The organism is Alcaligenes sp. SMD-FA (assembly GCF_025960365.1).
GTDB lineage: Bacteria > Pseudomonadota > Gammaproteobacteria > Burkholderiales > Burkholderiaceae_B > Alcaligenes > Alcaligenes aquatilis.
In genome coordinates this window covers 1,831,640-1,857,452 of the sequence record NZ_CP110108.1, presented here as the reverse complement: position 1 = coordinate 1,857,452, position 25,813 = coordinate 1,831,640, and the positions used below count along the sequence as shown (strand labels likewise).

Annotated in this window: 25 protein-coding genes; 1 reads left to right on the top strand and 24 read right to left on the bottom strand. The window is 54.4% G+C overall.

The window, feature by feature from the left end; all coding sequences use genetic code 11:
* From sufU to OKX01_RS08570, 7 genes are read right to left on the bottom strand one after another with little or no spacing between them, the layout of a single operon-like run.
* Entirely contained in the window at nt 1-453 is a 453-nt protein-coding gene (gene sufU / locus OKX01_RS08600; RefSeq protein ID WP_009454366.1) for a Fe-S cluster assembly sulfur transfer protein SufU, read from the bottom strand.
* Complete coding sequence (locus tag OKX01_RS08595; RefSeq protein WP_094196594.1) at nt 454-1,701, bottom strand: cysteine desulfurase; 1,248 nt, start codon at nt 1,699-1,701, stop codon at nt 454-456. It lies immediately after the preceding gene.
* Nucleotides 1,698-3,005, bottom strand: coding sequence for a Fe-S cluster assembly protein SufD (gene sufD / locus OKX01_RS08590; RefSeq protein ID WP_264672780.1), 1,308 nt, complete (start codon nt 3,003-3,005; stop codon nt 1,698-1,700). The genes OKX01_RS08595 and sufD overlap by 4 nt, the downstream gene beginning before the upstream one ends.
* Nucleotides 3,002-3,781 (bottom strand): Fe-S cluster assembly ATPase SufC, encoded by a 780-nt coding sequence (gene sufC / locus OKX01_RS08585; RefSeq protein WP_094196592.1) that lies wholly within the window; start codon nt 3,779-3,781, stop codon nt 3,002-3,004. Before sufC ends, sufD begins: the two co-directional genes overlap by 4 nt.
* Before the next feature lie 13 nt (nt 3,782-3,794).
* Nucleotides 3,795-5,243, bottom strand: a complete 1,449-nt coding sequence (gene sufB / locus OKX01_RS08580; protein WP_094196591.1) for a Fe-S cluster assembly protein SufB — start codon at nt 5,241-5,243, stop codon at nt 3,795-3,797.
* Nucleotides 5,240-5,734 (bottom strand): SUF system Fe-S cluster assembly regulator, encoded by a 495-nt coding sequence (locus OKX01_RS08575; protein WP_094196590.1) that lies wholly within the window; start codon nt 5,732-5,734, stop codon nt 5,240-5,242. Before OKX01_RS08575 ends, sufB begins: the two co-directional genes overlap by 4 nt.
* 60 nt (nt 5,735-5,794) lie before the next feature.
* Nucleotides 5,795-7,576, bottom strand: a complete 1,782-nt coding sequence (locus OKX01_RS08570) for an ABCB family ABC transporter ATP-binding protein/permease (RefSeq protein ID WP_094198338.1) — start codon at nt 7,574-7,576, stop codon at nt 5,795-5,797.
* 516 nt (nt 7,577-8,092) lie between these two features.
* Here OKX01_RS08570 and OKX01_RS08565 point away from each other — a divergent pair.
* Entirely contained in the window at nt 8,093-9,766 is a 1,674-nt protein-coding gene (locus OKX01_RS08565) for an anti-sigma factor domain-containing protein (RefSeq protein WP_264672779.1), read from the top strand.
* On the opposite strand, the gene OKX01_RS08560 is transcribed toward OKX01_RS08565, so the two are convergent.
* The 17 genes from OKX01_RS08560 to infC all read right to left on the bottom strand — a co-directional run bounded on the left by OKX01_RS08560 (nt 9,741) and on the right by infC (nt 25,778).
* A complete protein-coding gene (locus OKX01_RS08560; RefSeq protein ID WP_094196588.1) occupies nt 9,741-10,553 on the bottom strand; it encodes a ferritin-like domain-containing protein in 813 nt (270 codons plus the stop codon). The two genes, OKX01_RS08565 and OKX01_RS08560, sit on opposite strands and share 26 nt — an antisense overlap.
* A gap of 67 nt (nt 10,554-10,620) precedes the next feature.
* A complete protein-coding gene (locus tag OKX01_RS08555; protein ID WP_108727425.1) occupies nt 10,621-11,025 on the bottom strand; it encodes a MerR family transcriptional regulator in 405 nt (134 codons plus the stop codon).
* A 77-nt stretch (nt 11,026-11,102) separates the two neighbouring features.
* Nucleotides 11,103-11,426: an integration host factor subunit alpha gene (locus tag OKX01_RS08550; RefSeq protein ID WP_009454385.1), complete on the bottom strand. Its 324-nt coding sequence runs from the start codon at nt 11,424-11,426 to the stop codon at nt 11,103-11,105.
* Between the two features lie 9 nt (nt 11,427-11,435).
* On the bottom strand, nt 11,436-13,841 hold the full coding sequence (gene pheT, locus OKX01_RS08545) for a phenylalanine--tRNA ligase subunit beta (protein ID WP_264672778.1): 2,406 nt from the start codon (nt 13,839-13,841) through the stop codon (nt 11,436-11,438).
* Nucleotides 13,842-13,918: 77 nt separating this feature from the next.
* The gene (pheS, locus tag OKX01_RS08540) at nt 13,919-14,941 is read right to left on the bottom strand and encodes a phenylalanine--tRNA ligase subunit alpha (RefSeq protein ID WP_094196585.1); all 1,023 of its coding nucleotides are present in this window, start codon (nt 14,939-14,941) and stop codon (nt 13,919-13,921) included.
* Between the two features lie 70 nt (nt 14,942-15,011).
* On the bottom strand, nt 15,012-15,371 hold the full coding sequence (gene rplT, locus OKX01_RS08535) for a 50S ribosomal protein L20 (RefSeq protein ID WP_009454390.1): 360 nt from the start codon (nt 15,369-15,371) through the stop codon (nt 15,012-15,014).
* Between the two features lie 16 nt (nt 15,372-15,387).
* Nucleotides 15,388-15,585: a 50S ribosomal protein L35 gene (rpmI, locus tag OKX01_RS08530; protein ID WP_003800367.1), complete on the bottom strand. Its 198-nt coding sequence runs from the start codon at nt 15,583-15,585 to the stop codon at nt 15,388-15,390.
* Nucleotides 15,586-16,833: 1,248 nt separating this feature from the next.
* A complete protein-coding gene (locus OKX01_RS08525; RefSeq protein ID WP_121738847.1) occupies nt 16,834-18,354 on the bottom strand; it encodes a YifB family Mg chelatase-like AAA ATPase in 1,521 nt (506 codons plus the stop codon).
* A 107-nt stretch (nt 18,355-18,461) separates the two neighbouring features.
* Complete coding sequence (locus tag OKX01_RS08520) at nt 18,462-19,103, bottom strand: pentapeptide repeat-containing protein (RefSeq protein ID WP_240631426.1); 642 nt, start codon at nt 19,101-19,103, stop codon at nt 18,462-18,464.
* A 131-nt stretch (nt 19,104-19,234) separates the two neighbouring features.
* Nucleotides 19,235-20,389, bottom strand: coding sequence for a CynX/NimT family MFS transporter (locus OKX01_RS08515; protein ID WP_264672873.1), 1,155 nt, complete (start codon nt 20,387-20,389; stop codon nt 19,235-19,237).
* Nucleotides 20,390-20,482: 93 nt separating this feature from the next.
* The gene (locus tag OKX01_RS08510) at nt 20,483-20,770 is read right to left on the bottom strand and encodes an accessory factor UbiK family protein (RefSeq protein WP_094196581.1); all 288 of its coding nucleotides are present in this window, start codon (nt 20,768-20,770) and stop codon (nt 20,483-20,485) included.
* Nucleotides 20,771-20,876: 106 nt separating this feature from the next.
* On the bottom strand, nt 20,877-21,362 hold the full coding sequence (locus tag OKX01_RS08505; RefSeq protein WP_094196580.1) for a hypothetical protein: 486 nt from the start codon (nt 21,360-21,362) through the stop codon (nt 20,877-20,879).
* A gap of 319 nt (nt 21,363-21,681) precedes the next feature.
* Entirely contained in the window at nt 21,682-23,394 is a 1,713-nt protein-coding gene (gene ptsP, locus OKX01_RS08500; RefSeq protein WP_264672872.1) for a phosphoenolpyruvate--protein phosphotransferase, read from the bottom strand.
* Between the two features lie 60 nt (nt 23,395-23,454).
* Entirely contained in the window at nt 23,455-23,724 is a 270-nt protein-coding gene (locus OKX01_RS08495; RefSeq protein WP_094196578.1) for an HPr family phosphocarrier protein, read from the bottom strand.
* Between the two features lie 34 nt (nt 23,725-23,758).
* Complete coding sequence (locus OKX01_RS08490; protein WP_264672777.1) at nt 23,759-24,166, bottom strand: PTS sugar transporter subunit IIA; 408 nt, start codon at nt 24,164-24,166, stop codon at nt 23,759-23,761.
* The gene (gene gshB / locus OKX01_RS08485) at nt 24,163-25,125 is read right to left on the bottom strand and encodes a glutathione synthase (RefSeq protein ID WP_094196576.1); all 963 of its coding nucleotides are present in this window, start codon (nt 25,123-25,125) and stop codon (nt 24,163-24,165) included. The genes OKX01_RS08490 and gshB overlap by 4 nt, the downstream gene beginning before the upstream one ends.
* A 128-nt stretch (nt 25,126-25,253) precedes the next feature.
* Nucleotides 25,254-25,778, bottom strand: coding sequence for a translation initiation factor IF-3 (infC, locus tag OKX01_RS08480; protein ID WP_094196575.1), 525 nt, complete (start codon nt 25,776-25,778; stop codon nt 25,254-25,256).
* Nucleotides 25,779-25,813: the final 35 nt, after the last annotated feature.

The window sequence follows — 25,813 nt, the reverse complement described above, 5'->3', positions numbered from 1 at the left end:
TTATTCGGTTTGCGCGGTTTCTTTGGCCTGATTGATGGCGTTATGCAGGGTATGCCAGGCCAAAGTGGCACATTTAACCCGTGCGGGGAATTCACGCACACCCGACAACACTTCCAACTTGCCCAGATCTCGATCGGGATGGGCCTCTGTCAGCATGGCGTGCATATCTTGAAAGAGAGACTCAAACTCGGCCAGACTCAGGCCCTTCACCGCTTCGGTCATCAAGGATGCCGAGGCTTTGGAAATAGCGCAGCCATGCCCCACAAAGCTGACTTTCTGCACAATGCCGTCTTCCACGACCGCGTAAACAGCCAGTTGATCCCCGCACAGAGGATTGTGGCCATTGGCAAAATGGCTGGCGTTTTCTATTACTTCAAAGTTACGCGGGCTGCGATTATGGTCAAAAATGACCTCTTGGTAGAGCTCGCGCAGCCCGTTGAAATCCTGGCTCATTTAGCCAACTCCAAATAGTTTCTGAGCTTTGCGCAGGCTAGCCAGCAAAGCATCAATGTCTGCGTAATCGTTATACAAGGCAAAGGAGGCACGAGCTGTGCCCGGAATGCCAAAACGTGTCATCAAGGGCATGGCACAATGGTGACCAGCACGCACGGCAACACCGTCCATGTCTAGGATGGTGCCCAGATCGTGTGGGTGAATGCCATCGACCAAGAAGGACACAATGCCTGCCTTGTGTGCGGCCGTACCGACAATACGGATACCCGGCATGGCCAACAAAGCGTCGGTCGCATACTCCAGCAATAGCGCCTCGTGGTCGGCAATACGCTGCATACCTATACCCATCAAATAATCCATGGCAGCTGCCATAGTGATGGCGCCCGCGATATTGGGCGTACCTGCCTCAAAGCGCTGTGGAACCGGCGCGTAATTGCTTTGCTCGAAACTGACGGTGGTGATCATGTCTCCGCCACCCATCCAAGGTGACATGCTGTCCAGAATCTCGTAGCGTACGTACAAAGCGCCCATACCCGTGGGGCCGTACAGTTTGTGTGCCGAGAACGTGTAGAAGTCAGCATCCAGAGCCTGCACGTCCACCACACCGTGGGGAACGGATTGAGCGCCATCCACCAGTACCTTGGCACCGACGGCATGCGCCTGACGGGTCATGTCAGCGATGGGATTGATCGTACCCAAGGCATTGGACACATGCCCCACGGCCAACAAGCGGGTTTTTTCATTGAGCAATTGCTTGAACGCTTCCTGATCCAGCTCGCCATTGTCCAGCACAGGCACCACGCGAATGATGGCACCGGTACGTTGTGCAACCAATTGCCAAGGCACGATATTGGAGTGATGCTCCAAGCCCGTCAGCAAGATTTCATCGCCTGCTTTCAGGTTGTCCATGCCCCAGCTATACGCCACCAGATTGATGGATTCTGTGGTGCCACGCGTAAACACAATTTCTTCGTCGCGCGCGGCATTCAGAAATGCCCGCACTGTGCTTCTGGCCTGATCGTACAGCTCAGTAGCATGCTGAGATAGCCAATGCACACCACGGTGGATGTTGGCATTGGACTGCTCATAGAATCGCGCCTCGGCTTCAATGACCGAGCGCGGCTTTTGCGTCGTCGCCCCGTTATCCAGATAGGACAGGCGTTGGCCCCGGATGGGGCGGGCCAGGATAGGGAAATCCTCGCGGTGATTCAGCAAACCAGCAGCAGTTACGGGCATAGGCGCATTCATGCAAGCTCTCCAAGGGCAAGACCGCCGGGCAACAAAGCATTGATACCAACCGTGGCACGGCTACGCAGACTCTCGGAAGCGATACGCTCCAAAGACTGGGCCGCAAACGCGTAGATCAGCATATTGCGAGCATCTTCCATCGTCATACCGCGCGAACGCAGGTAAAACAGGCTGTCCGCATCCAGTTGACCCACCGTGGCACCATGTGCGCACTTGACGTCATCCGCATAGATTTCCAGCTCGGGGCGGGAGTCCGCACGTGCCATCTTGGACAAGAGCAAACTGTCCGAGCGTTGCACCGAATCCGTACCGTCAGCGCCCTTGCCAACCAGAATGCGACCACTAAATACGCCGCGAGCGGTGTCGGCCAGAATACCGCGGTAGAACTCACGGCTTTGGCAGTTAGGCTGGGCATGATCAATGATGGTGTTGTGATCTACATGACGGCGACCGTCTACATAGTACAAACCATTGAACAAGGTTTCGCAGCGCTCACCATTGAACACGGTAGCAATGTCGTTACGGGCAATACGAGCACCAAACGACAGGGAATGCGAGTTAAATACCGAACCACGGCCTTGCTGAACATCAATAGCGGCCAGATGGAAGTCCTGCGGGGCTTCCTGCTGCAACTTCATGTGCGTCAGGTTGGCATCGGGGGACACGTTCAGACGAGTCACCACGCTGCTCAGGGAAGCGTCAGTCCCTTCCTCACCCAGATAGTGCTCCACGACGGTTGCACTGGCACCGGATTCCAAGGAAATCAGGTTACGCGTGAAACTGGCGCTGCCCCCTTGCGTGCGTACAAACACCAAATGGACAGGCTGCTCCAGATGTTGACCAGCAGCCACATGCAGTGCAGCACCGTCCTGGGCCAAGGCCAGGTTCAAGGCAGCAGTGGAAGCCCCCCGGGATTCATCCCCGTAAGCTTGCTCCAGCCAGTCAGCCTCTTGTTGCAGACAGGCGCTGAGCGACGACAAGCGCACGCCTGCAGGCAATTGACTCAGGTGCGACAAGGACGCGTCGTAATGACCATCTACAAAGACCAGGAAATACCCGTCTTCGTTCTGGCGCACTGCGGCCACCCTCTCAGCAGCCGAAGCCGATTTCTGAGGCGCAAAGCGTTGTTGTTCCAGCAAAGCCAAAGAGGTGTGATGCCAGGCTTCAATACGCGTGGTTGGCCAGCCTTCTTGTGCAAAACGATCCAGAGCGCGCTGACGCATAGCGCTTAGCCATGGCAGACCGGCCCCAGGTGCTTGTGCAGCCTGAGCGGCAAAGCTGTTGACCCAATCTGGCAGACTCATACCGCAGCTCCCTTGGCTTTTTGTTCGGCGGCGGCTTGTTCCAGCACCCAACCGTAGCCACGTTCTTCCAGCTCCAAAGCCAGTTCACGGCCACCGGAACGGATAATCTGACCGCCCGCCAACACGTGCACAAAGTCAGGCACGATGTAGTCCAGCAGACGTTGGTAGTGAGTGATCACCAGCAAGGAGCGCTCGGGGGAACGCAGACGGTTCACGCCATCAGCGACCACGCGCAAAGCGTCAATATCCAGACCGGAGTCGGTTTCGTCCAGAATGGCCAGTTTGGGTTCGAGCAGGCTCATTTGCAAAACTTCGTTGCGTTTCTTTTCACCGCCGGAGAAACCCTCGTTCACGGAGCGGTACAGAAACTCTTCACGCATCCCAACAATCTTCATTTCCTCTTTAACGCGCTTGAGGAAGTCCATGGCGTCCAGCTCAGGCAAGCCCTGATGACGGCGCACGGCGTTCACGGAAGCACGCAGGAAATAGGCGTTGGAGACACCGGGAATTTCAATGGGGTACTGGAATGCCAGGAACAGGCCGGAACGGGCACGGTCTTCGATCTTCATTTCCAGCAGGTCTTGACCCAGCCAATCTACCGAACCGCCTTCAACGGTGTAGTCTTCACGGCCAGCCAGCACCTGGGACAAGGTGCTCTTGCCCGAGCCGTTCGGGCCCATGATGGCGTGGACTTCGCCGGGATTGATCTGAAGATTCAGACCTTTAAGGATAGGTTTATCTTCAACCGAAGCGCGCAAATCTTTAATCGTCAGCATTTCACTATTCTCCTTAACCTACACTGCCTTCCAAGCTGACGCCGAGCAAATTCTGTGCTTCGACCGCAAACTCCATGGGCAATTCTTTAATCACTTCTTTACAAAAGCCGTTCACGATCATGGAGACGGCGTCTTCGGCAGTCAGGCCGCGCTGCATGGCATAAAAGAGCTGGTCCTCGCCAATGCGCGAAGCCGTTGCTTCGTGTTCCACACTGGCGCTGGGGTTCTGCACTTCCATGGTTGGGAAGGTATGTGCTGCACAGCGCTTGCCAATCAGCAGCGAATCACACTGGGTGTAATTGCGGGCGTTTTCTGCCTTGGGAGTAATACGAACCAGGCCGCGATAGGTATTGATACCTTGGCCCGCCGAAATCCCCTTGGAGATAATCGTGCTACGGGTATTGCGACCCATATGAATCATCTTGGTGCCAGTATCGGCTTGTTGGCGATGGTTGCTCAGGGCGACCGAATAAAACTCGCCTTGAGAGTCATCACCACGCAAGACCACGCTGGGGTATTTCCAGGTAATGGCCGAGCCGGTTTCAACCTGCGTCCAGGAGATGTGCGAGCGTGCGCCACGGCATTCGCCACGCTTGGTGACGAAGTTATAAATACCGCCTACGCCGTCCTTATCACCGGGGTACCAGTTTTGTACGGTGGAGTACTTGATCTTGGCGTCGTCCAAGGCGACCAGCTCCACGACCGCTGCGTGCAATTGGTTTTCATCACGCATCGGCGCCGTACAGCCTTCCAGATAGCTGACCGAAGCCCCCTCTTCCGCGATGATCAGGGTGCGCTCGAACTGACCGGTATCGCGCGCATTGATACGGAAGTAGGTGGACAGCTCCATGGGGCAACGTACGCCTTTGGGGATGTACACAAAGGAACCATCGGAAAACACCGCCGAGTTCAGAGCGGCGTAGAAGTTATCGCTAGGAGGGACTACCGTACCCAGGTATTTCTGTACCAACTCCGGGTACTCACGCACGGCTTCGGAAAAGGAACAGAAGATCACACCGACTTCTTCCAGCTCTTTACGGAAAGTGGTGGCAACCGAGACGGAATCAAACACGGCGTCCACGGCCACACCGGCCAGACGAGCGCGTTCGTGCAAAGGCACACCCAGTTTTTCATAGGTGCGCAACAACTCAGGATCCACCTCGTCCAGGCTCTTGGGGCCGTCGGCCTTGCTCTTGGGCGCGGAGTAATAGCTGATGTCCTGAAAATCGATCGGTGGATATTCCACAATCGACCACTTGGGGTATTTCATGGTCAGCCACTGGCGGTAGGCAGCCAGGCGCCATTCCAGCATGAACTCCGGCTCGCGTTTTTTCGCGGACAGGAAACGGATGACGTCTTCGTTCAGACCTTTCGGTATGGTTTCAGACTCGATGTCGGTGACAAAGCCTGCCTCGTAATCACGATCGAGGAAGGTGTCCAGATGTTCGTTGACGGTACTCATTCGGTTAACTCCACGTTGGAGGTGCTCGCCTTGTTTCTGTTTTTCAATTCGGGACCCGGCTTGTGTGTCAGGGGAAATTCATTAACGGGCACACGTATCATGTCTGCAACACTGACCTCTTCCAAGGTGCGACGGACAATATCGTTGATACGCTGCCAATTACTGCGTATATGGCAATCTGACTCCACGGAACAGGCTCCAGGAGTGGCAACACATTCAGTCAAGCCAAAGGGTTGATCTTCCAGTGCATCAATAATCTGCGCTACACTTATCTGTTTGGCGGGGCGGCCCAATACATACCCTCCGCGTGCGCCTCGGCTACTGATCACCAGCTCGTGCTGGCCCAGCAGTTTAAGCACCTTGCTGACAGTTGGTTGGCCCAAACCCAGGATGGCGGCCAAGTCAGACGCACTGAACACACGGTCTGGATCGCCAGCCATGTGTGTCAGCACTAAAGTGCCGTAATCAATGATTTTACTGATTCGCAGCATTCCTTCTCTCTGAACAGGTCGTAGAACTATATAGTACTGCTTTGGTACTATATGGTCAAATTATCCCTGCAGACTTTGCTGGATATTCCACATACGGGCATAGGTGCCATCCAGGGCTAAAAGTTCGCTGTGTGTGCCCTGCTCCACGATCTGCCCACGCTCCAGAACCAGAATCAAATCCGCGTCTGTAATCGTGGACAGACGGTGGGCAATGATCAAGGTCGTGCGCTCGCGTGCAATCTCGTTCAACTCCGCCTGAATCGCCCGTTCCGTGCGGGTATCCAGCGCACTGGTGGCCTCATCCAGAATCAGCACCGGCGGATTCTTCAGCAAGGTGCGAGCAATGGCCACCCGCTGTTTTTCGCCCCCGGACAACTTCAAGCCACGTTCGCCCACAACCGTGTCATAACCATCGGGCAGGCTTTCGATGAAGTCGTGGATACTGGCGGCGCGGGCCGCGGCCACGATTTGCTCTGTGCTGGCGTCAGGACGGCCATAAGCAATATTGTGCAAAATCGTATCGTTGAACAGGACCGTGTCCTGGGGAACGATACCGATATGACGACGCAAGCTGTCCTGCGTCCACTCATGCAGCTCACGACCATTAAACAGGATTCGGCCTTCCGTCACATCGTAGAAACGGAACAGCAAGCGCGACAAAGTGGACTTACCGGCGCCCGAAGACCCAACTACCGCAACGGTCTTGCCTGCGGGAATCTCGAAACTCAGGTTCTGGATGACCTTGCGGCGGCTGTCATAGGCGAAGCTGACGTTCTCAAAACGCACGCCCGCCTGCTCACAGGACAAGACCTGAGCATTCGGCGCATCTTTCACTTCCTGCTTGCGACGCAGCAAGGAGAACAGGCGCTCCATATCGGCCAGGGAATTCTTGATCTCGCGGTAAACAAAGCCCAGAAAGTTCAAAGGCGCATAAAGCTGAGTCAGGAAGGCGGACACCAGCACAACGTCACCGACCGTCATGGTTCCGGCCAGCACACCTTGCGCCGACATGAACAGCAAGGCTGTCACCCCAACACTGATAATCGAGGCCTGACCGATATTGAGCAGATTCAGCGATACCTGATTACGCACGGCAGCATGAACCCACTGGCCCATATTCTGGTCGTAGCGATTGATCTCGTAGTCCTCGTTACCGAAGTATTTGACTGTCTCATAATTGAGCAAGGCGTCAATTGCGCGCGAATTGGCACGACTATCCAGGTCATTCATGGCGCGCCGATAACGCATGCGCCGCTCTGTCACCAGCAAGGTAAACACAATATAGGCAGCAATCGTCCCCAGGGTCACCGCCGCAAAGACCCAGTCGTAACGCCAAAGCAAGATCCCACAGACCAGAGCAATTTCCAGTAAGGTCGGCAAAATATTGAAGACCAGGAAATTTAGCAAAAAGCTGACGCCTTTGGTGCCCCGTTCAATGTCCCGGCTCAAACCACCCGTTTGACGTTCGGTATGAAAGCGCAAGGACAGATCGAGCAAATGACGAAAAACGTGGTTCGCAATCAGGCGCACCGAACCTTGCGTGACTCGCGCAAACAAGGCATCCCGTATTTCACCCAAAGCGCTGGAGGCCAGACGCACAGCACCATATCCCAACAACGCGGCTACCGGCAGCATCAGCGCGGTCGCAGGTAGACTCAAGGCATCGATCACCCGCTTTAGGTAAATCGGCATCATCACCGTAGCGACTTTCGCCAGCAGCAAACAGGACAAGGCCAAGACCACACGAGTCTTGAATCGCCAAACGTAAGGAAATAAGGATTTCAGGGTGCTCAGACCACCGGAGACACCATCAAGCACTTCAGGACGAGGAGGCACACGCAACAGGCCCGAGTCCACCAGCACAAGGCCGAAGAACCGCAGACAGCTTAAAAATAAGTTACAGCACAACGCTGAAATCAAGGCGGGACAAGCAAACGATACTTTCCACTGGCAGGCAGGCTCCTGCTATGCCCTTGATACGAATACAGAAAAGAGGCCCGCTACCTGACTAATCACCAACAACAACCAGGCAGCACCTAGCCAAGCAGTATAGCCTTTTACACTCGCCACCCCTGCCAAGACCCTGCCGTCGGCGTGCTTGTTGGGCTGATTATTGGTCTGCACACCACAGTAGCGGCAGCAAAGGCGTCAGCCATCAAGCCTCCAGTGCTGCAGATGGGGAAATTCACGTCCTGCCACTGCAAAGAAAATGCTGGCAATCCAGCACTTTGTTACCTTCAAGCCCTCAGCGAAAGGCATACAATACCTGCTTGTCTGAAACAGGCGCAAACAAAACAAAAACAGCGTCTGATAGCGGACATATGGCTCTTGAATCCCTTTACCGTGCAAAACCCATCCATGCCGTCTTCTTCTTTTTCGTATTCTTCTTCCCTGGATCAGCTAGCCGCACAAGACAGCCAGGCGCTGGATGTGCTGTACAGCCAGGAAGCGCCCTTGATGCTGGCCTTAGGCCAGGCCGTATTGGGCCGCCGTATTGATGCCGAAGAAGTTCTGCGCGATAGCTTTGTCTTGTTGTGGAAGAATGCCGCCGGCTATGACCCAGACCTGGGCGAAGGACGCGCCTGGATTTACAGCATTCTGCGCTTCAGGCTGCTGGCTCGACTGCGTCAACGCACGCAAAGCGGCGACAACCATTACGCCCTGCCCGCCATCAAGCCACAAGCTGGACAACGTTTTATCCCTGCCATGGGCAAGCTCGATGGCACCAGTCAACGTGCCATGATCCATGCTTACCTGCACGGCAACAGTTACGAACAACTGGGCCCTCAACTGAACCGCTCTCCCGCCCAATTACGCGCGGTGGTCCAACATGGCTTGCAGCAGCTCACTCCCCTGATCAATGAAGGCAATATCAACGACCCACGTCACGCCGTGATGATTGGCGAGTACACCCTGGGTCTGCTCAGCCAACATGAGCTGGTTCAAGCCCATAGCCTGATGCAGCAAAATGATCAGGCCGCGCGTCTGGCATTGGCTTGGGAACATGCCTGGCTGGAACTGGTGGACTGCCTGCCCCCAACATTGCCCGCGCCCACTAGCCTGGCCCATATCCACCACACCTTGGGCTTGCCACCACCTGCTGCACGTCACCAGGCTGGCAACACGGCCACTGGCGCTGACGAATCATCCAAGCCTGACAGCGCCAACAACGCCAGTGCAAGCACTCCAGCCATCAAGTCGGAACGTCAGGAACCCGGCATAAAGACCAGCGCGGCTCAAACGCAAACTGCCACTCGCACTGAACCTCGCTGGTCAGACAACAACACTAACCCGAGCAGCAAGGCAGACGATCACACGCCGCCCTTCCCCACCTTGCTACGCGCCGACTCTGACCCAGCCACAAAAGCCGCTACTGCCGCACCCGATCCAGCGCCGACAGTTGCGCCCCCAGTGGCAGAGAAGAAAAAGTCCGCGAAAAGCGAACCTGAATCTGTGGCGATAGAGCAGAAACGCAGACCCGAACCCGTTGAAGGCGAACGCAAGTCCCTTGGCTTTGCCATGCCCATGCCAATTTTGCTAGGTGGCTTGGCGGCTATCGTGATTCTGGGCCTGGTCATTGCCTTGCTCATGAACCTGAACTCCGAGCCCCCCATCAACGTTATTGAGATGAAGCCGCGTCAAGCTGCCATTTTGCAGGCCCCCGGCCAATCCTCGACCCCGGCCTGGATTGCTACGGTGGATCCACAAGGCAATGTCTTGCTAGTGCCCAAGGTCAACACCGAAGTCAACGCCACGCAGTCGGTACAACTGTGGACACACACGCCGCGTGGCACGCAAATCCGTTCTTTGGGCTTGATTGATCCCAATCGTCCCATCACGGTACCCGCTGCTTTGATTGGCACCGTAGAAGACGAGCAGATTTTTGAAATGACCCTGGAGGCAAAAGGCGGCTCCAATAGCGGTGCACCAGAAGGCCCCGTTCTGTATATTGGCCGCATCGTCAGCTTTGGACAGCTGGATAATCTGCCCCAGGCCAATACGGAAGCTAACTCGTCGGCAACCCGCTCTTAAAAGCAGCATCCAGCCGTTCCAGCTCGTCGATTTCCTCGACCGTGAAGCCCGCCTCCAGGCGGGCTTGGCGATTAAAGGGACCGCGCAAACGTGGCGCGCGATAGCGCTGTGCCAACTGACCATAGGTATCAAAGTCAGGTAAACCTTGCTCTTGGCAGACTTTGCGATACCAGTAATTGCCCAACGCGACATGCCCAACCTCATCACGCAAAATGAGGGCGATAATCGCAGCCGCTTTTTCATCTCCGGCATCCAGTAACTTACGATGCACCAGGGGGCAAGCATCCAGCCCCCGCGCTTCCAGGGTGCGCGGCACTAAGGCCAGACGCGCCAACAGATCAAAGCGCGTTCGCTCAGCCATCTCCCACAGCCCGTCATGGACGGGCAAGTCCCCATAGCAGACACCGAGTGTTTGAAGATGATTGCTTAGCAGCTCAAAATGCAACGCCTCCTCCACCGCCACCTGCAACCAGCCCGCATAAAACGAGTCCGGCAAACCTGGATAACGCCACAACACGTCCAGAGCCAGATTGATGGCATTGAACTCAATATGAGCCAGAGAATGCAATAAGGCAGCGCGACCCTGAACAGTCCGCACGGAACGCTTGGGAACCTGTTGAGGGCTGACAAAACACAAACCCTGGGGCCGTCCTGGCACACCTGCCGGCTCGTCCAGATGTTCGTCTGCCCCTACGGGCAAACCATGAGCAATTGCCCTTACCGCTGCCAACTTGCCAACGGGATCTTGCACTAACAAAGCCTTTAAAGCCTGACTACGTAAGTTCACTGCGTGTTCCTTCCATGAAAAAGGCCGGCTCCAAGGCCGACCTTCTTTCCTGCTGAGCAATTCCGAATTACTGGGCCGAGCCCGGATCGGTCATTGCCAAGGCTTGATCCAACATTGTCTGGATCTGGCCAAGATTAGTGCGCAAAGCCTGCATCTCCTGGCCAGTCAGTCGCACGGCCGCTTCCTGATCAAAAGGCATATCTGGGCCATCGCCCAGGCGATTGCGCGCCCCGCTGATCGTAAAGCCTTCGTCGTACAACAAGCCGCGAATCCGGCGTATCAGCAGCACCTCGTGGTGCTGGTAATAGCGTCGGTTACCGCGTCGCTTGACGGGCTTTAACTGCGTGAATTCCTGCTCCCAATAACGCAGGACATGGGGCTTGACCAAGCAAAGCTCACTGACTTCACCGATTGTGAAATAACGCTTGGCAGGGATAGGTGGCAAGGTCGCCGTCTTTTCGTTTGTGCTCATGGCCACTGATGCTGATCGACAATAGGAATGATTTTACACGTTCAGTCAGGCAAAACTGTACGCAAACGTACCAGGGCTCAGTCCTGGTCATCCTCGGGTGCCACGGGCGCCCCTTCGACTACACTTTTGAGCTTCTGACTGGCATGGAAAGTCACCACTCGGCGGGCCGAGATAGGGATCACTTCGCCGGTCTTGGGGTTACGGCCAGGACGCGGGGGTTTGTCCCGCACCTGGAAATTACCAAAACCGGACAGCTTGACCTCCACACCGTCGGCCAAAGAGTCGCGAATCTCGGCAAAGAAAGTATCCACAATATCTTTGGCTTCACGTTTATTCAAGCCAACGCGCTCAAACAAGAGTTCGGCCAAATCCGCCTTGGTCAAAGTACGCTCTACGTTCATTGTGTCTCCTTATGCCCTTGCCCGAGCGCCATGCACGGATACCAGTGCCGTCAACAATACCTCCAGGCATTGCTCGACACGCTCATCATCCAGCGTGCTTGCGCTGTCTTGCAACCAGAAGCGAATCGCCAGACTCTTTTCCGATGCATCGTTCTTGTCGCGCCAAACGTCAAACAATTGAATGTCCTTGACGATGGCGGCGGCCGCTGCCGTGCTGCGCACCTGGTTCAAGGTATCCAGCACAGCTTGATAGGATACGTCTTTATCCAGCCAAACCGCCAGATCTCGTTGCACCACGGGCTGCTTGGATACTTCCTTAGCATGCACCACTTCGTCGTGAGAGATGGCATCGACATCCACCTCAAAGACCACGGGAGCCTGGCTCAGGCCAAATTCATTTAACCATTGGGGATGGATTTCACCAATCCAGCCTATGGTTTTACCATCCAGCTTCACACTGGCGCTACGGCCTGGATGCAAGGCGGGGTGAGCTTCAGGCTCGAAACGGACTTGAGCGGCACGTTGACCCAGCAAGGTTTCCAGATCGCGCTTGACATCAAAGAAGTCAACCGGACGATCAGGCTGGCCCCACTGCTCGGTCACGACAGGGCCCCAGGCAGCGGCCGCAATGCGATTGGGCTGATTGATACCGGCCACGGTCAAAGGACCATTTTCCTGGGAAGCATCGCGCATGAAAACGCGGCCGAACTCGAACACACGCACACGCGACTGACGACGGTTGGCATTGCGTTCGATATTGGCCAGCAGCCCAGGAATCAGGCTGGTACGCATCACCGCCAATTGGCTGGCAATGGGGTTCAGCAAACGGATAGGATCAGCCTGCCCGTTAATGTCTTTTTCCCAAGACTCTTGCACAAAAGAGAAGTTGATGACTTCCTGGTAGTCCTGAGCAGCCAGCACAGCGCGCAAGGCGTGCGGGCCACGCAAGGACTCAGCCGGCACACGCATTTGCGCTGCCGCGACCGGGGGCAGATCAGGAATATTTTCAAAACCGTAAATACGAGCGACTTCCTCGATCAGGTCCTCTTCGATCGTCAAGTCGAAACGGAAGCTGGGAGGGTTGACCGTAAAGACACCGTCAGCCACCGAGAACTCCAGGCCCAGCAAGGTGAAGATGCTCTCAACCTGCTTTTGTTCCAGAGGAATACCCAGAACACGGCGGCAGCGATCCAGGCGCATGGCAACGGGCTTGCGCTCGGGCAAGGCTACAACCTGATCATCCATAGGACCGGCCTGGCCACCACAGATTTCCAGGATCAGCGCTGTGGTGCGCTCCAGATGCTGAGTAATGGAGTCGAAGTCCACACCACGCTCGAAGCGGTGGCTGGCATCGGAAGAAAACTTGTAGCGACGAGCACGGCCCATGATGGCTTCTGGCCACCAGAAAGCGCCTTCCAGATACACGTCAGTGGTATCCAGCGTGACAGCACTTTGCTCGCCACCCATGATACCGGCCATGCTTTGCGGGACATCGTTAACCGCGATCACGCCAACATCGGTATCCAGCTCGACGTTCAAACCGCTCAACAGCTCCAACTGTTCGCCTTTACGTGCCCAACGCACTTCCAGACCGGCTTGTACACGCTGCAAATCGAACACGTGCGTAGGACGGCCCAGTTCCAGCATGACGTAATTGGAGATGTCCACCAACGCGGAGATCGAACGCTGGCCACTACGCTCCAGACGGGTTTTCATCCAGTCCGGGGTTTGGGCGCGCGCATTGACGCCACGAATCACACGGCCGGCAAAACGGCCGCACAGATCGGCGTCTTTCACGGTAACGGAAACGCGATCTTCAATCGTGACAGGAACAGGTGTGAAGTCTGGCAGAGTCAGTGGTTCGCCCGTCAGAGCGGCCACTTCACGCGCCACGCCCAGCACGGACAGACAGTCTGCACGGTTAGGCGTCAATTTCAATTCGATAATCTGGTCGTCCAGATCCAGCAGTTCGCGCAGGCTCTGGCCCACGGGTGCGTCTGCATCCAGTACCAGCAAACCATCGTGATCTTGCGACAGACCCAGCTCGCGACCCGAGCACAACATGCCGGCGGATTCCACGCCACGCATTTTGACCGGGCCAATTTTCATGCCACCGGGCAGTTCCGCACCCACACGGGCCACTGGAATCTTGATGCCTTGAGCCGCATTGGGCGCACCGCACACAATCTGCAGCAGCTTGCCCGAGCCGTCATCGACCTGGCAGACGCGCAGGCGGTCAGCGTCAGGATGAGGGGCAATCTCGGCAATAAAGCCGACGACAACATTCTCGAACGCTGGCGCGGCGGCTTGAATTTCTTCAACCTCCAAGCCAGCCATCGTCAGTTGATGACCCAGTTCTTCAGTTCCCAGTTTGGGATTCACAAAGCGGCGCAGCCACGATTCGGAAAATAACATGATGCAAAGATGGAGACGTAAAACGGCGTATACCGGAACCGACCGGGCCTAAGAGGCCCAGCGGCGCGAAGTAGGAATCAACGATTGAACTGCTTCAGAAAGCGCAGATCGCCTTCAAAGAACTGGCGCAAATCGTTAACACCATAGCGCAACATAGTCAGGCGCTCCAGTCCGGAACCAAAGGCGAAACCGATGTAACGCTCTGGGTCCAAACCGAAATTGCGCACCACTTGCGGGTGAACCTGCCCGGAACCGGAGATTTCCAGCCAACGGCCCTTGTTGGGGCCGGAGGAGAACATCATGTCAATCTCGGCAGATGGCTCGGTAAAGGGGAAGAAAGAAGGTCGAAAACGCACGACCAGATCATCGCTTTCAAAGAAAGCACGCAGAAAATTCGTGTAAACGCCTTTCAGGTCGGCAAAGGAAATATCCTCGGCAATCCACAGCCCTTCCACCTGATGGAACATGGGCGAGTGGGTGGCATCACTATCGACTCGATAGGTGCGGCCGGGAGCAATCACTTTAATTGGCGCCTGATTCATGCGGGCATAGCGCACTTGCATGGGGCTGGTGTGTGTACGCAGCAAATAAGGCAAACCTTGCTCGTCGTTCATATCGATATAGAACGTGTCCTGCATCGAGCGGGCCGGGTGATTCTCTGGATTGTTCAGAGCGGTAAAGTTTGTCCAGTCATTCTCGATCTCGGGGCCGTCAGCCACATCAAAACCGATAGAGCGGAAAATGGCTTCGACACGCTGCCAGGTCTGGATCACCGGATGGATACCACCGGTACCACGGCCCCGGCCAGGCAAAGTCACATCAATTTGTTCTTGAGCCAGTCGCTGGTTCAATTGTTCTGCCGCCAAGGCAGCACGACGATCGTTCAGCAAACCTTCAATTTCGCGCTTGAGCACGTTGATGCTGGCACCTGCTGCTTTTTTCTGCTCCGGCTCCATCTGGGCAAGGCCTTTCATCAAGGCAGTGATGGCACCTTGTTTGCCCAAAAACCGAGCTTTGGCGTTTTCCAGCGAGGCGGCGTCCTGAGACTGCTCAAATAAGGCCCGAGCCTGGGCAATCAGATCGTCGTGAGAGGAAGTCATGGCGTGTTACTTTCCAAAAACAAACGGAGCCCCAAAGGCCCCGTTTGTGAACTATACAGTCAGATACCGCTTAAGCAGCCAGAGCGTTCTTAGCCTGTGCAACAACAGCAGCAAAACCTGCCTTGTCTTTAACAGCCAAGTCAGCCAGAACCTTACGGTCCAAAGCGATAGAGGCTTTGTTCAGGCCGGCGATAAACTGGCTGTAGCTCATGTCCAGTTCGCGGCAGGCTGCATTGATACGAGTAATCCACAGCGAGCGGAATACGCGTTTTTTGTTACGGCGGTCACGGTAGGCGTACTGACCAGCCTTCATGACAGCCTGTTTGGCTATACGGAATACATTACCGCGACGGCCGCGAAAACCTTTGGCCTGGGCAATTACTTTTTTGTGGCGTGCGCGTGCGTTAACACCGCGTTTTACTCGTGACATGTGTGATTCCCCCTAATTAAGCGAAAGGCATCATTGCTTTTACGGAAGCGACGTCGGCTTTATGAACCTCGACGGCACCGCGCAACTGACGTTTGTTCTTGGTCGTCTTCTTGGTCAGAATGTGACGCTTGAACGCTTGGCCCCGCTTGATGGAACCGCTACCACGAACCACAAAGCGCTTGGAAGCGCTTTTTTTGGTTTTCATTTTAGGCATGAAATTACTCGACTAATTTGTGTCTGCGGGTGGTCGCCTAGGAAGCTGGCGGACACTTGTATGACCCACAACAGGCACTTATTTTTTTCTTTGCCCGCTGCCAGAAACAGATCCAAACAGGGGAAAAGCCCTTGATTATAGAGTGATTCTTGGGAAATTGTCCAGATATCAGGGGGATTTTTTATAGTAGAGCCCTTGCTATCTGACCATCAAGGAAAGCAAGGAGCAGTGTCTCTTCTTAGGGCACGGTACCACACAGCATCCGGGCGATCGTGTGGGACGACCTCGTTCATAGACTGTGCCTGTCACTTATTTTCGGAACACCCATCACCCCAAACCATCTTTAAACACGAAAAAATAGCGCACAGGCAAAAAATCAATTAAATACAAAACATCATCAGATAGAGATTAAAAGCAGGGTATTCAGGGAATGAAAAAAAAGAAAAAACTCAAATAAGACCATAGAGCAGATTCCAAAACATAATCACACCGCCTCCTGATTACTCATATACGCGATCATATTTTTGGAAAAACACATACAATAAATTCAATCAAGAAAAAATAGAAATATAAAATAAAAGACAAGATAAATAGGAATAAGAATACACGCAAGAAGTGAAGTTTTTCTATAAAAGCGATTTTTCAGATAAAAAATAAAAAAAACTTTTGACGCAGCAGCAAGCCCTGCTGTCTTGCATACGGAGTGGCACCATGAACCCACTTACTGATCACAAAGAAGTAGTGACATGGATTGACGCGCTGAACACTCCCAAGCCCCCGTACCCGCGCAGCCCTGCCTACAACAACACGCGACGACAATGAAAATGGTGCCGTCGTCGCTCTAGGCTGCGATGCTTATTTTGTCAGCGGTCTGATTTACCTCCAAACCAAGCTGGAAATCAGCAACGCTCTATTTGAAAAGATACTCACCCTCAAGGAGGGTATCGATGGTGCCCACGTATTTTATTTAAAATCTCACACCCTTGAATCGAATTAAGAAAAAGCCAGAAAAAACGCCAGCGATAAACTAGGTGAGGAAAACACTCATACTAATATCTTGCTGGTAGCGAAAAATTCCGCGACAGCCTCTTCCTTGTCCTCTGGCGCAGCGCACGGCTTTATCCATAACTTGCAAATCTAAAACCCTAGGCGCTTTGGACCTGAGCCTGAGCGAAGTGCAAAGACCATATGCCTTAAACGTTACCTCCTCTTTCAAGCGGCTGATCCGCCCTTGTGGGCCTGTGTGAGTTACGGCAAATCAGGACGAAATTGCAAAGCCTCTGCAATATGGTGACGGACAATTTGATCCATCCCTGCCAAATCTGCAATCGTTCGCGCCACACGCAGCACTCTCCCCTGCACTCTTTCCGACCAATGCCAACGTTTACGTGCGCTAAGCAATAAGTGCACCGCATCCTCAGACAAAACCGCATACTCTCTGAGATTGGCAACCGATAAATGGGCGTTACTGCTTCCCTGGCGAGCAAGTTGCCTATCCAGGGCTTCTTGCACCCGCTTTCGTACGTGACTGGATGACTGTGCGGCCTGATCACGTTCCGGATCAGACTCACTCATCGTCACCAACAGGTCAATTCTGTCCAGCATGGGTCCTGACAAACGTTGCCTGTAGAGTTCTCGCTGAGCCAAAGAGCAGCGACAAGCCCGATGTTTACTCGCCGCCCATCCACAAGGACACGGGTTCATAGCAGCCACAAATTGAAATTGAGCCGGAAAGACAGCCTGCTTCTGCGCACGAGAGATACGCACACAACCTTGCTCCAAGGGCTCGCGCAAGGCCTCCAGAGAACGTCGACTGAACTCAGGCAGCTCATCAAGAAACAGCACGCCGTGATGAGCCAAGGACACCTCTCCTGGCCTGGGCCGGCTACCACCGCCAATCAAGGCGGGAGTGGAAACGCTGTGATGGGGGGCGCGAAATGGGGGACGCCTGCTAAAAAAATCCTGTTCTTGCACAAAGGAATACAAGGCGGCCACTTCCAGTTGTGCGTATCGATCCAAATCCGGCAATAGGCCGGGCAATCGTTGGGCCAACATCGTCTTACCCACTCCCGGTGAGCCGTTTAGCAGAAGGCTATGCCCGCCCGCCGCGGCCACCTCCAACGCACGACAAGCCAAAGACTGTCCCAGCACGTCCGATAAACAAAACTGCTGATCCGTATTCTGTTCCGGCCAAGGCTGAGCTACCGTCTGTTCCAGCTCGGTATCGCCACGTAGATAGGCCGCAGCCTCAGCCAAACTGGCCACACCACGCACCTGTAAATCCGGCACATATGCAGCAATTTCAGCACTTTGCGCGGGCAGCAACAGACAAAGTCCCGAATGCCGACGCGCCATGCCCAAAGCTATCGTCAAGGCGCTTTGAACAGGGACCACAGCGCCGGTTAACGACAGCTCCCCAGCCATCACATAACGATCCAAACCGGTAATTGCCTGCTCGCGCTCTTTATCATCCGGACGACTAAGCTGGCCGCTGGCTAATAAAATCGCCAAAGCCACTGGCAAATCGAAGCGTCCCGAATCTTTGGGCAGATCCGCAGGAGCCAGATTGATCGTCAACCGGGCGGCGGGGAAGTCAAAACCACTGGCGTGCAAGGCCGCTCGTATGCGCTCGCGACTTTCACGAATACCGGCATCGGGCAAACCCACAATATGGAAAGCGGGCAAACCCGGCGCGACATGCGCCTCAACGCGTACATCGATGAAATCCAGGCCCGACAAGGCACAACTGTTCAGCACGGCCAAGGACATATGCCCTTCTCCCTTTCCAAGGCAAATAGTCAGTCTGCCTGCCAGGGAAAAGAAGCTCCAGATACCTACCTTAAAACATCACTGCGTACTTGTACGGCCTGCAGGTCTTACTGAACCTGCACACCCATGGAGCTGACCAACTGGACGGCCTGTTCGACGGACAAGCACGCGCCTTGGAAAGAGTTATTCAAGTCGTACAAGCTAATGCTACCCAACTCTACACTGCGCAGGTCCGTCCCTTTGAAGTTCACCCCTCGCAGACTGGCGCCCCGCAAGCTGCCACCTTCAAATACCGCATCCTGAAAATCACAGCCGCCCAAGTCGGCATCAGAGAAATCCAGTTGCACCAGGGTTTGTTTGCGGAAATTAATGGCCCGCAAAGTCGCCCCTACCAGCTTGCATTCACGCAGACTCAAATCCAGACCACGGGTTTCATTGAAGATAGCCCCACTTAGTTTGGAGTCCTCGATCTGCAACGAAGCAATCTGGGCACGCACCCACTTGCTCAAGTGCAGATCACACACCCGAAAGTGTGCCGAGCTTAAATCAGCCAGACTGAAATCCACTTGCCCCAGCTTGCAGCGTTGCCAGACTGTGTCTTGCAGATGCGCCCGTGTAAAGCGGGTATCCAGAAAACTGCAAGCGGAAAACTGCAAGCCCTCCAGTTCCAGACCCGACAGATCCTCATCATCAAAAGTGCAGTTCTCAAAGCTTAAAGACTCATGGGAGGCGGCCAAAAGATCAATCAATTCATCTCTTGTAATCTGGACATTACTGACTAGCATGCAGCTGCTTTCCCTTCAAAAAAACAGAGCCAGCATTGCTGGGCTGGCTCCTTCATTATCTGCTTCTGATGATCCGACTGTGATCAGAGCAAAACTTAACGGCCATTGGGCAGAACCAATCGTGACAAGCGCCAGGCAATGATCAAGCCCAAAACGGCAAAACTAACCGTCGCCACCCAAGCCCACTGCCATCCGCCCAAGGCATGCACAACCGAAGCCACAACAGGTGGCCCTACAAACTGCCCCAGTGAAGAACATTGCTGCACCCAGCCCACGGAGGTTGAGGTGGTCTCTGGCGACGGCGCTGCCGTAACCGACAGAAAAAACAAGGTAGCAGGAATCAAACCGCCCACAATCGAAAACAGCAGAATGGCGACAAATTGAACCACCAAACTGTGTGTCAGTCCGAAGGCAAGAACTGCACACGCAATCATGCCCAGATAGCCGGCTTGCAGCAGTCGATGAGGCGGGATACCCGCATGCAGGCAACGTCCCGCACCTAGATTGCCCACCACATTTCCAGCCGCAATCAAGGCCGTCAGCAAACCAGCCGTGCCAACCGCCATCTCTGCCTGATTATAAATAGTGGGCATAAAACCCACGACCGCCGCCCATTGTGCCGCGTAAACGCCAAAGGCCAAGGCCAGCAACCAAACCCGGCCCGAGCTTAAGGTCGTGCGCAACAGGCTCGACCAGTGATAAGCGGATACATCCTGCGTCGCACGCTTGGTTTGAGTTTGAGAATCCGGCGGCACCAGAAGAAAGGTCAAAACCATGAAGATGGCCGTCAATACGCCCAGAACTACCCAAAGCGTACGCCAGGAGCCTACTGCCAACCAGGCAGCGCCAGCCCACAGCATCAAGACTGCTCCGGCAGGCATATAACAGCCCCACAACCCCATGACCCGGCTCAAACGTGCGGCATCGGTAATACGTTTGATCAAGGCAGGAATGGGCAGCACTACCATCAAGAAGCCACAACCCTCTATCATGCGGCCCAATAAAACCAGCGAACTATGCTCAAACAGAGAACCAATCAGCGAAGCCAGGCTCAAAATGCCCAGCCCCGTCAGAATGCAGCGGCGCAAGCCGATTTTCTCGGAAATCAGTCCTATACCTAGTCCCAGCAACATGCCGGCCATTTGCACGCTCGCCAGCAAAAAACCCGATTGCACCAGGTCCATGCCCAATTCCCGCTGCATAAAAGGCAAAGCCGGGGGTACTTTCCACACATGCAGTGCGGCGCACACCCCGGTCAACACAAGAAAAACAGCAATAAGCAAGGGGCTGGCCGAATGTTTGCCCCTACCCCCAGGCCTAGTAACAGTATTCAAATGAAGTTATCAGCCTTGGCTGCCCTCTTGAGCAGGAGCATCACCTTCCTGAGGAACAGGAGTTTGGCGCCCTTCCAAGGCTTGCAAACGTGTTTCCAAAGCAGCCACACGAGCCAGCGCACGCTCCAGCATCAACTGGTAAGTATCGAACTCTTCACGGGTGACCAAGTCCATACGGTTGAAGGCCTGTCCCATAAAGGCTTTTACATTGCGCTCAATATCGGCAGCCGGACTTTTGGCGATCAGCTCCGAAACATTTTTTTGTAGATCTTCCAGCCACTCGCTACGATTAATCATGGTCCTCTCCTGAAAATATTGACACTATCAGCAGTATAGAAAAAGCGGGTGCCAAAGGCACCCGCTTTTTTCATCTGGCCAGACAAGCTGCCCAATTATTCAAGCCTTAAGGTTTGGCTTGTTCTGAAGGAACGGAAGATGGTGAAGAGTCAACACCATTACCCAGTTTGTCCTGAATAGCTTTATCAGCTTTGGCTGCGCCTTCTTTAATCGCATCACCAGTACGGCTGGCAGCTTCAGCCATAGCGTCCTTGGCTTCGTCTGCTTTTTCAGCGATTTTATCGCCGGCAGCCTTGGCATCTTCCTTCAAGGAGTTAGCATTTTCCTTGGCGTTTTCTTTCTGTTCCTCTGCTTCTTTTTTGACGTCTTCAGCAACTTTAGCGGCGTCCTGCTTCAACTCTTCCGTTTTTTGCTCCATGGATTTGTCAGCTTCGGGAGCAGGTGCAGTGGAAGGCGCCGTCGATTGTGGCGCAGCGACAGGAGCCGGTGGCGCGCTCGAAGCGGCTTTATCGTCCTCTTTGGAACACGCAGCCAAAAGAGTCATCGAAGCAGCAGCGGCCATGACAGCAAAATGAGCACGAGTCAGTTTCATAAGATTTCCTTTCTACTATTCCAAGGTCGCTAGATAGAATGGGCCGATGCCTGGTGCGACTTCCGGCTCGGCCTTGGGTTTGTTACAACTCCCCTAAGAGCCATTCTATCGGTGCCAGGCATACAGACCAATCTATTAGTGTAAATCCTGATTTCAAATATTCTGACGATATCGCTCAAGGTTTGTGACAAACCCTTTAACAACAAGTACCTAGCCTGAAACCCGGATACGAGACCCTGTTACAAACAGAATCCCTCATCGGGTTACAGCCGGGGTTTGTTACATATTTGCCAAATTAAATTGATCTATTTTCAACCACTTAGGCGGCTAATGTCGCTAAATCGATGCGCTCGGCCCGGTTCAAGGCACTGGCAACCTTGACGCGCAAGGCATTGGAATGCGAAAGACGCACTTCCTTTTTCACATCCAGCAATTGCTGCGGATGCATGGAGAATTCTTTTAGGCCCAGCCCCAGCAACATGCGAGTGACCGAGGCATCCCCTGCCATTTCCCCGCAAATCGCCACAGGTTTACCTGCTCGGTCAGCCGCATTGATGGTATGCGCAATCAATCGCAAGACAGCGGGATGCATGGGGTCGTACAGGTTGGCCACTTCTGCATCTCCCCGGTCTACCGCCAGAACGTATTGAATCAGGTCATTCGTTCCGATGGACAGAAAATCCAGTTCCTGCACAAAGGGCTCAATAGCAATAGCGATGGCTGGCACCTCTACCATGGCGCCCAATAAATAATTTCGAGCAAAAGGCGTGCCGGATTTCTCCAGCTCCCGCGCCGCCGACTCGATAGCCTGGCGGCTTGCATGGACCTCGTTCATGGAGGAAATCATGGGGATAAGAATACGGATTTGCCCGTACTGACTGGCTCGCAGCAAGGCACGCAGCTGCGTGGCAAACATTTCAGGCTTGTCCAGACAATAGCGAATTGCGCGTAAGCCCAGCGCGGGGTTGGTTGCTACCGTTGCGTCACCATCCAAAGTCTTGTCAGCACCAATATCCAGTGTGCGAATAGTGACGACCTTGCCTTTCATTGCCTTGACAACACGAGAATACGCCTCGTATTGCTCTTGCTCAGAAGGCAGATCCGCGCGCCCCATAAACAAAAACTCGCTGCGAAACAGGCCAATACCATCGGCGCCCGCCTTCAAGGCAAGCTCGGCTTCTTCAGGAAGCTCAATATTGGCCTCCAGACGAACATGGATGCCATCCAAGGTCATCGCAGGCGCATCCAGCAATGCCTCCAGCTCGGCCCGTTCACGACGATAGGCCTGCTGACGTTCCCGGTATTCAGCCAGCACCGGTTCAGACGGATTCACTATCACCGCGCCGGAGAAACCATCCACAATCAAATAATCGCCATCGCGAATCAGACTGCGGAAACTTCCCAGGCCCACTACGGCAGGAACACTCAAACTGCGGGCCACAATCGCTGTATGCGAGGTTGGCCCACCCAAGTCGGTCAAAAAGCCAGCAAAATGACCACCACGCAAGCGGAGCATATCCGCTGGGGAAATATCTCGAGCGACCACAATCAGCGGTTCTTCCTGAGCCGCAGAAAAACCCGGCAACAAGGCTGGCTTGCCTGCCAGAACTCGTAATACCCGCTCGATAACCTGGCGCACATCAGCACCACGTTCGCGCAGGTATTCGTCTTCCATTTGGGAGAACTGCTCAACCAACATCTGACCTTGCGAAGTCAAGGCCCACTCTGCGTTGTAGTGCCGCTCGGCGATGATGGCGCAGGTTTGCTGCGTCAACATGGGATCGTCCAGCAGCAGGCTGTGCACAGTCAATATGGGAGCCAGCTCGCGCGGGGCATCCACAGGCAACTGATCAACCATGGTGCGAAGCTCATCGCGAGTACTGGCCATGGCGCTTAACAGGCGCTGACTTTCAGAATCAACGTCTTCGGCTGCAATCCGATAATGAGGAACTTCCAGTGCTGCTGCGCTCATCACCACGGCTTTGGCAATGGCGTACCCCTTACCGACTGCTTGACCTTGAGCGGTAAACATCGAAGGCAAATCAGGTGCCGGGGTACGAGCTGCTGCACTATTCATGAATGGATTGCTTCCCTATTCGTTTTCACCAAACTTGGCATCAAACAACGCTTGAATATCATTGAGGGCCTGGTCGGCATCCTCGCCCTGAGCGTCGATAACCACGGTGACCCCCATTCCGGCGGCCAGCATCATGACACCCATAATACTTTTTGCATTCACGCGTTGAGATCCGCGCGCGATAAAAATCTCACTACGATACCGGCCAGCCAACTGAGTAAGCTTGGCTGCTGCCCGAGCATGAAGACCTAATTTATTACTAATCGTGATGGATACGCTAGGCATAAGGGCAACTGAAAAATGAAAATGAACATTCAAATTAGCAATGGCAGTCTGCGTGAACAATGCCACGCAATGCGCCTGCCATGACATCCTGGGCGAACTGCTCAGGATTGTCACGTCGCTCGGTCAAGGCTTTCAACACCATACACATATTGGTGCCAGTCAATAAATAAGCGCCCTGTCCTTGATCTTGCAAAGCTTGCTGAACCCGCCGGGCCACATTAAAGGGTGTGGCACCGTACAGATCACACAGGATCAGCGTGGCCAATGCGTCCGGCGCTTGTGTTTGCAACCGCTCCAGCAAGCGATCTACCGCTGTATCGGTGCATTCGTCGGCCTGTATGTCAAAGACAAACAGATCGGGCTTTTCACCCAAGACGTGCTCGGCACAACTGGCAAACGCACTGGCCAGAGGCTCATGCATGATCAAGGCAAGGCGAATCACGCGCGTCCCGTCGCTTGTTCGACGGCCTGGGCAAAACGCTGCGCAACGTCAAAGCCTGTCTGGTCCGTGATTTCAACAAAACAGGTTGGGCTGGTCACGTTGATCTCCGTGACGTAGTCACCAATCACATCCAGACCGATCAGCAGCAAACCACGAGCGGCCAGTACAGGGCCCAGGGTACGAGCAATATGCCAGTCGTGTTCGGACAAAGCTTGGGCAACCCCTCGACCACCTGCAGCCAGGTTGCCGCGCGTCTCACCTGCCAAGGGGATACGTGCCAAGGCATAAGGCACCGGTTCACCATCGATAATCAGGATGCGTTTGTCACCCTTGACGATTTCCGGGATGTAGCGCTGCGCCATAATGGTTTGCGTACCATTCGCCGTCAGCGTTTCCAGGATGGCGCCCAAATTGGGCTCTGGATCTTGCAGACGGAAAATACCCATGCCGCCCATACCATCCAGTGGTTTGACGATCACATCCTTATGCTCCTGGTGAAAGGCACGCAGGCGGGCCATGTCACGGGTGACCAAAGTGGGTGGGGTAAATTCTGGAAATTCGGTAATCGCGAGTTTTTCAGGGTGATTACGAATGGCTGCGCCCGAATTGAAGACCTTGGCCCCCTGCTCCTGCGCAAAGCTGAGCAAATGCGTGGAATAGGAATATTCCATATCGAAAGGCGGGTCTTTACGCATGATGACCGCATCAAAGGCATTCAACTCCTGCTCGGTCGCAGGTTCGGGGTGTGTCCACCACGAAGTCGCACGCAAATCGGCATCGGCAGCAATGCTTACAGCCTGACTACGTGTACGAACCCGGCTTTGGGAAATATACAAATCAGACTGCAATGTGACGCTGACGCGATGACCACGCGCCAAAAATGCACGCATCATGGCAACGGAGGAATCCTTGTAAGCCGACAGGCTGGGCAAAGGATCAATGATGAATAAAACGTGCATATCACACCTAGAGAAAAACGCCTTTGCAGCCGAGCTGCAAAGGCGATTGCGCTCGACTCACCACTTGGGAGTGAGTCGAGCGACGCATAATGCTCCTGGGCGGATCCAGGCAGCATCGTGCAAAAGTATCAGGACGCTTTCTTGCGAGGCGCCAAGACCATGACCATTTGACGGCCTTCCAACTTGGGCATTGCTTCAACCTGACAGATTTCGCTGACTTCGTCGCGAACCCGCTCCAGCACACGCATCCCCAATTCCTGGTGCGCCATCTCACGACCACGGAAACGCAAAGTCACCTTGACTTTATCGCCATCATCGATGAAACGCTTCACATTGCGCAGCTTGACCTGGTAGTCTCCTTCGTCCGTGCCGGGACGGAACTTGACTTCCTTGATCTGAATGACTTTCTGCTTGGCCTTGGCTTCTTGTTGGCGCTTCTGTTCCTGATAACGGAATTTGCCGTAATCCATCAGACGACAAACCGGTGGTGCAGCCGTAGGGGCGATTTCCACCAAGTCCACATCATGTTGTTCTGCCATTGCCAAGGCGTCAGGCACCTTGACGATACCTAGCTGCTCACCCTCGACTCCAATGAGTCGCACCTCTGGAATACGAATTTCACCATTGATGCGATGTTTTTTCTCGGTTGCGATGTCGAAAACTCCTAAAAATGTCGATAAAAACGATA

Bases quoted from the DNA above. Each gene is read 5' to 3' on its own strand.
- OKX01_RS08495 (WP_094196578.1), bottom strand. From the start codon at position 23,724: ATGCCTAGCGTATCCATCACGATTAGTAATAAATTAGGTCTTCATGCT.
- OKX01_RS08550 (WP_009454385.1), bottom strand. From the start codon at position 11,426: ATGAACGTAGAGCGTACTTTGACCAAGGCGGATTTGGCCGAACTCTTG.
- OKX01_RS08510 (WP_094196581.1), bottom strand. From the start codon at position 20,770: ATGATTAATCGTAGCGAGTGGCTGGAAGATCTACAAAAAAATGTTTCG.
- OKX01_RS08505 (WP_094196580.1), bottom strand. From the start codon at position 21,362: ATGAAACTGACTCGTGCTCATTTTGCTGTCATGGCCGCTGCTGCTTCG.
- OKX01_RS08595 (WP_094196594.1), bottom strand. From the start codon at position 1,701: ATGAATGCGCCTATGCCCGTAACTGCTGCTGGTTTGCTGAATCACCGC.
- rpmI (WP_003800367.1), bottom strand. From the start codon at position 15,585: ATGCCTAAAATGAAAACCAAAAAAAGCGCTTCCAAGCGCTTTGTGGTT.
- pheT (WP_264672778.1), bottom strand. From the start codon at position 13,841: ATGTTATTTTCCGAATCGTGGCTGCGCCGCTTTGTGAATCCCAAACTG.
- OKX01_RS08575 (WP_094196590.1), bottom strand. From the start codon at position 5,734: ATGCTGCGAATCAGTAAAATCATTGATTACGGCACTTTAGTGCTGACA.
- ptsP (WP_264672872.1), bottom strand. From the start codon at position 23,394: ATGTTTACCGCTCAAGGTCAAGCAGTCGGTAAGGGGTACGCCATTGCC.
- gshB (WP_094196576.1), bottom strand. From the start codon at position 25,125: ATGCACGTTTTATTCATCATTGATCCTTTGCCCAGCCTGTCGGCTTAC.
- sufU (WP_009454366.1), bottom strand. From the start codon at position 453: ATGAGCCAGGATTTCAACGGGCTGCGCGAGCTCTACCAAGAGGTCATT.
- OKX01_RS08565 (WP_264672779.1), top strand. From the start codon at position 8,093: ATGCCGTCTTCTTCTTTTTCGTATTCTTCTTCCCTGGATCAGCTAGCC.
- rplT (WP_009454390.1), bottom strand. From the start codon at position 15,371: ATGTCACGAGTAAAACGCGGTGTTAACGCACGCGCACGCCACAAAAAA.
- sufD (WP_264672780.1), bottom strand. From the start codon at position 3,005: ATGAGTCTGCCAGATTGGGTCAACAGCTTTGCCGCTCAGGCTGCACAA.
- sufC (WP_094196592.1), bottom strand. From the start codon at position 3,781: ATGCTGACGATTAAAGATTTGCGCGCTTCGGTTGAAGATAAACCTATC.
- OKX01_RS08555 (WP_108727425.1), bottom strand. From the start codon at position 11,025: ATGAGCACAAACGAAAAGACGGCGACCTTGCCACCTATCCCTGCCAAG.
- pheS (WP_094196585.1), bottom strand. From the start codon at position 14,941: ATGACTTCCTCTCACGACGATCTGATTGCCCAGGCTCGGGCCTTATTT.
- sufB (WP_094196591.1), bottom strand. From the start codon at position 5,243: ATGAGTACCGTCAACGAACATCTGGACACCTTCCTCGATCGTGATTAC.
- OKX01_RS08525 (WP_121738847.1), bottom strand. From the start codon at position 18,354: ATGTCCTTGGCCGTGCTGAACAGTTGTGCCTTGTCGGGCCTGGATTTC.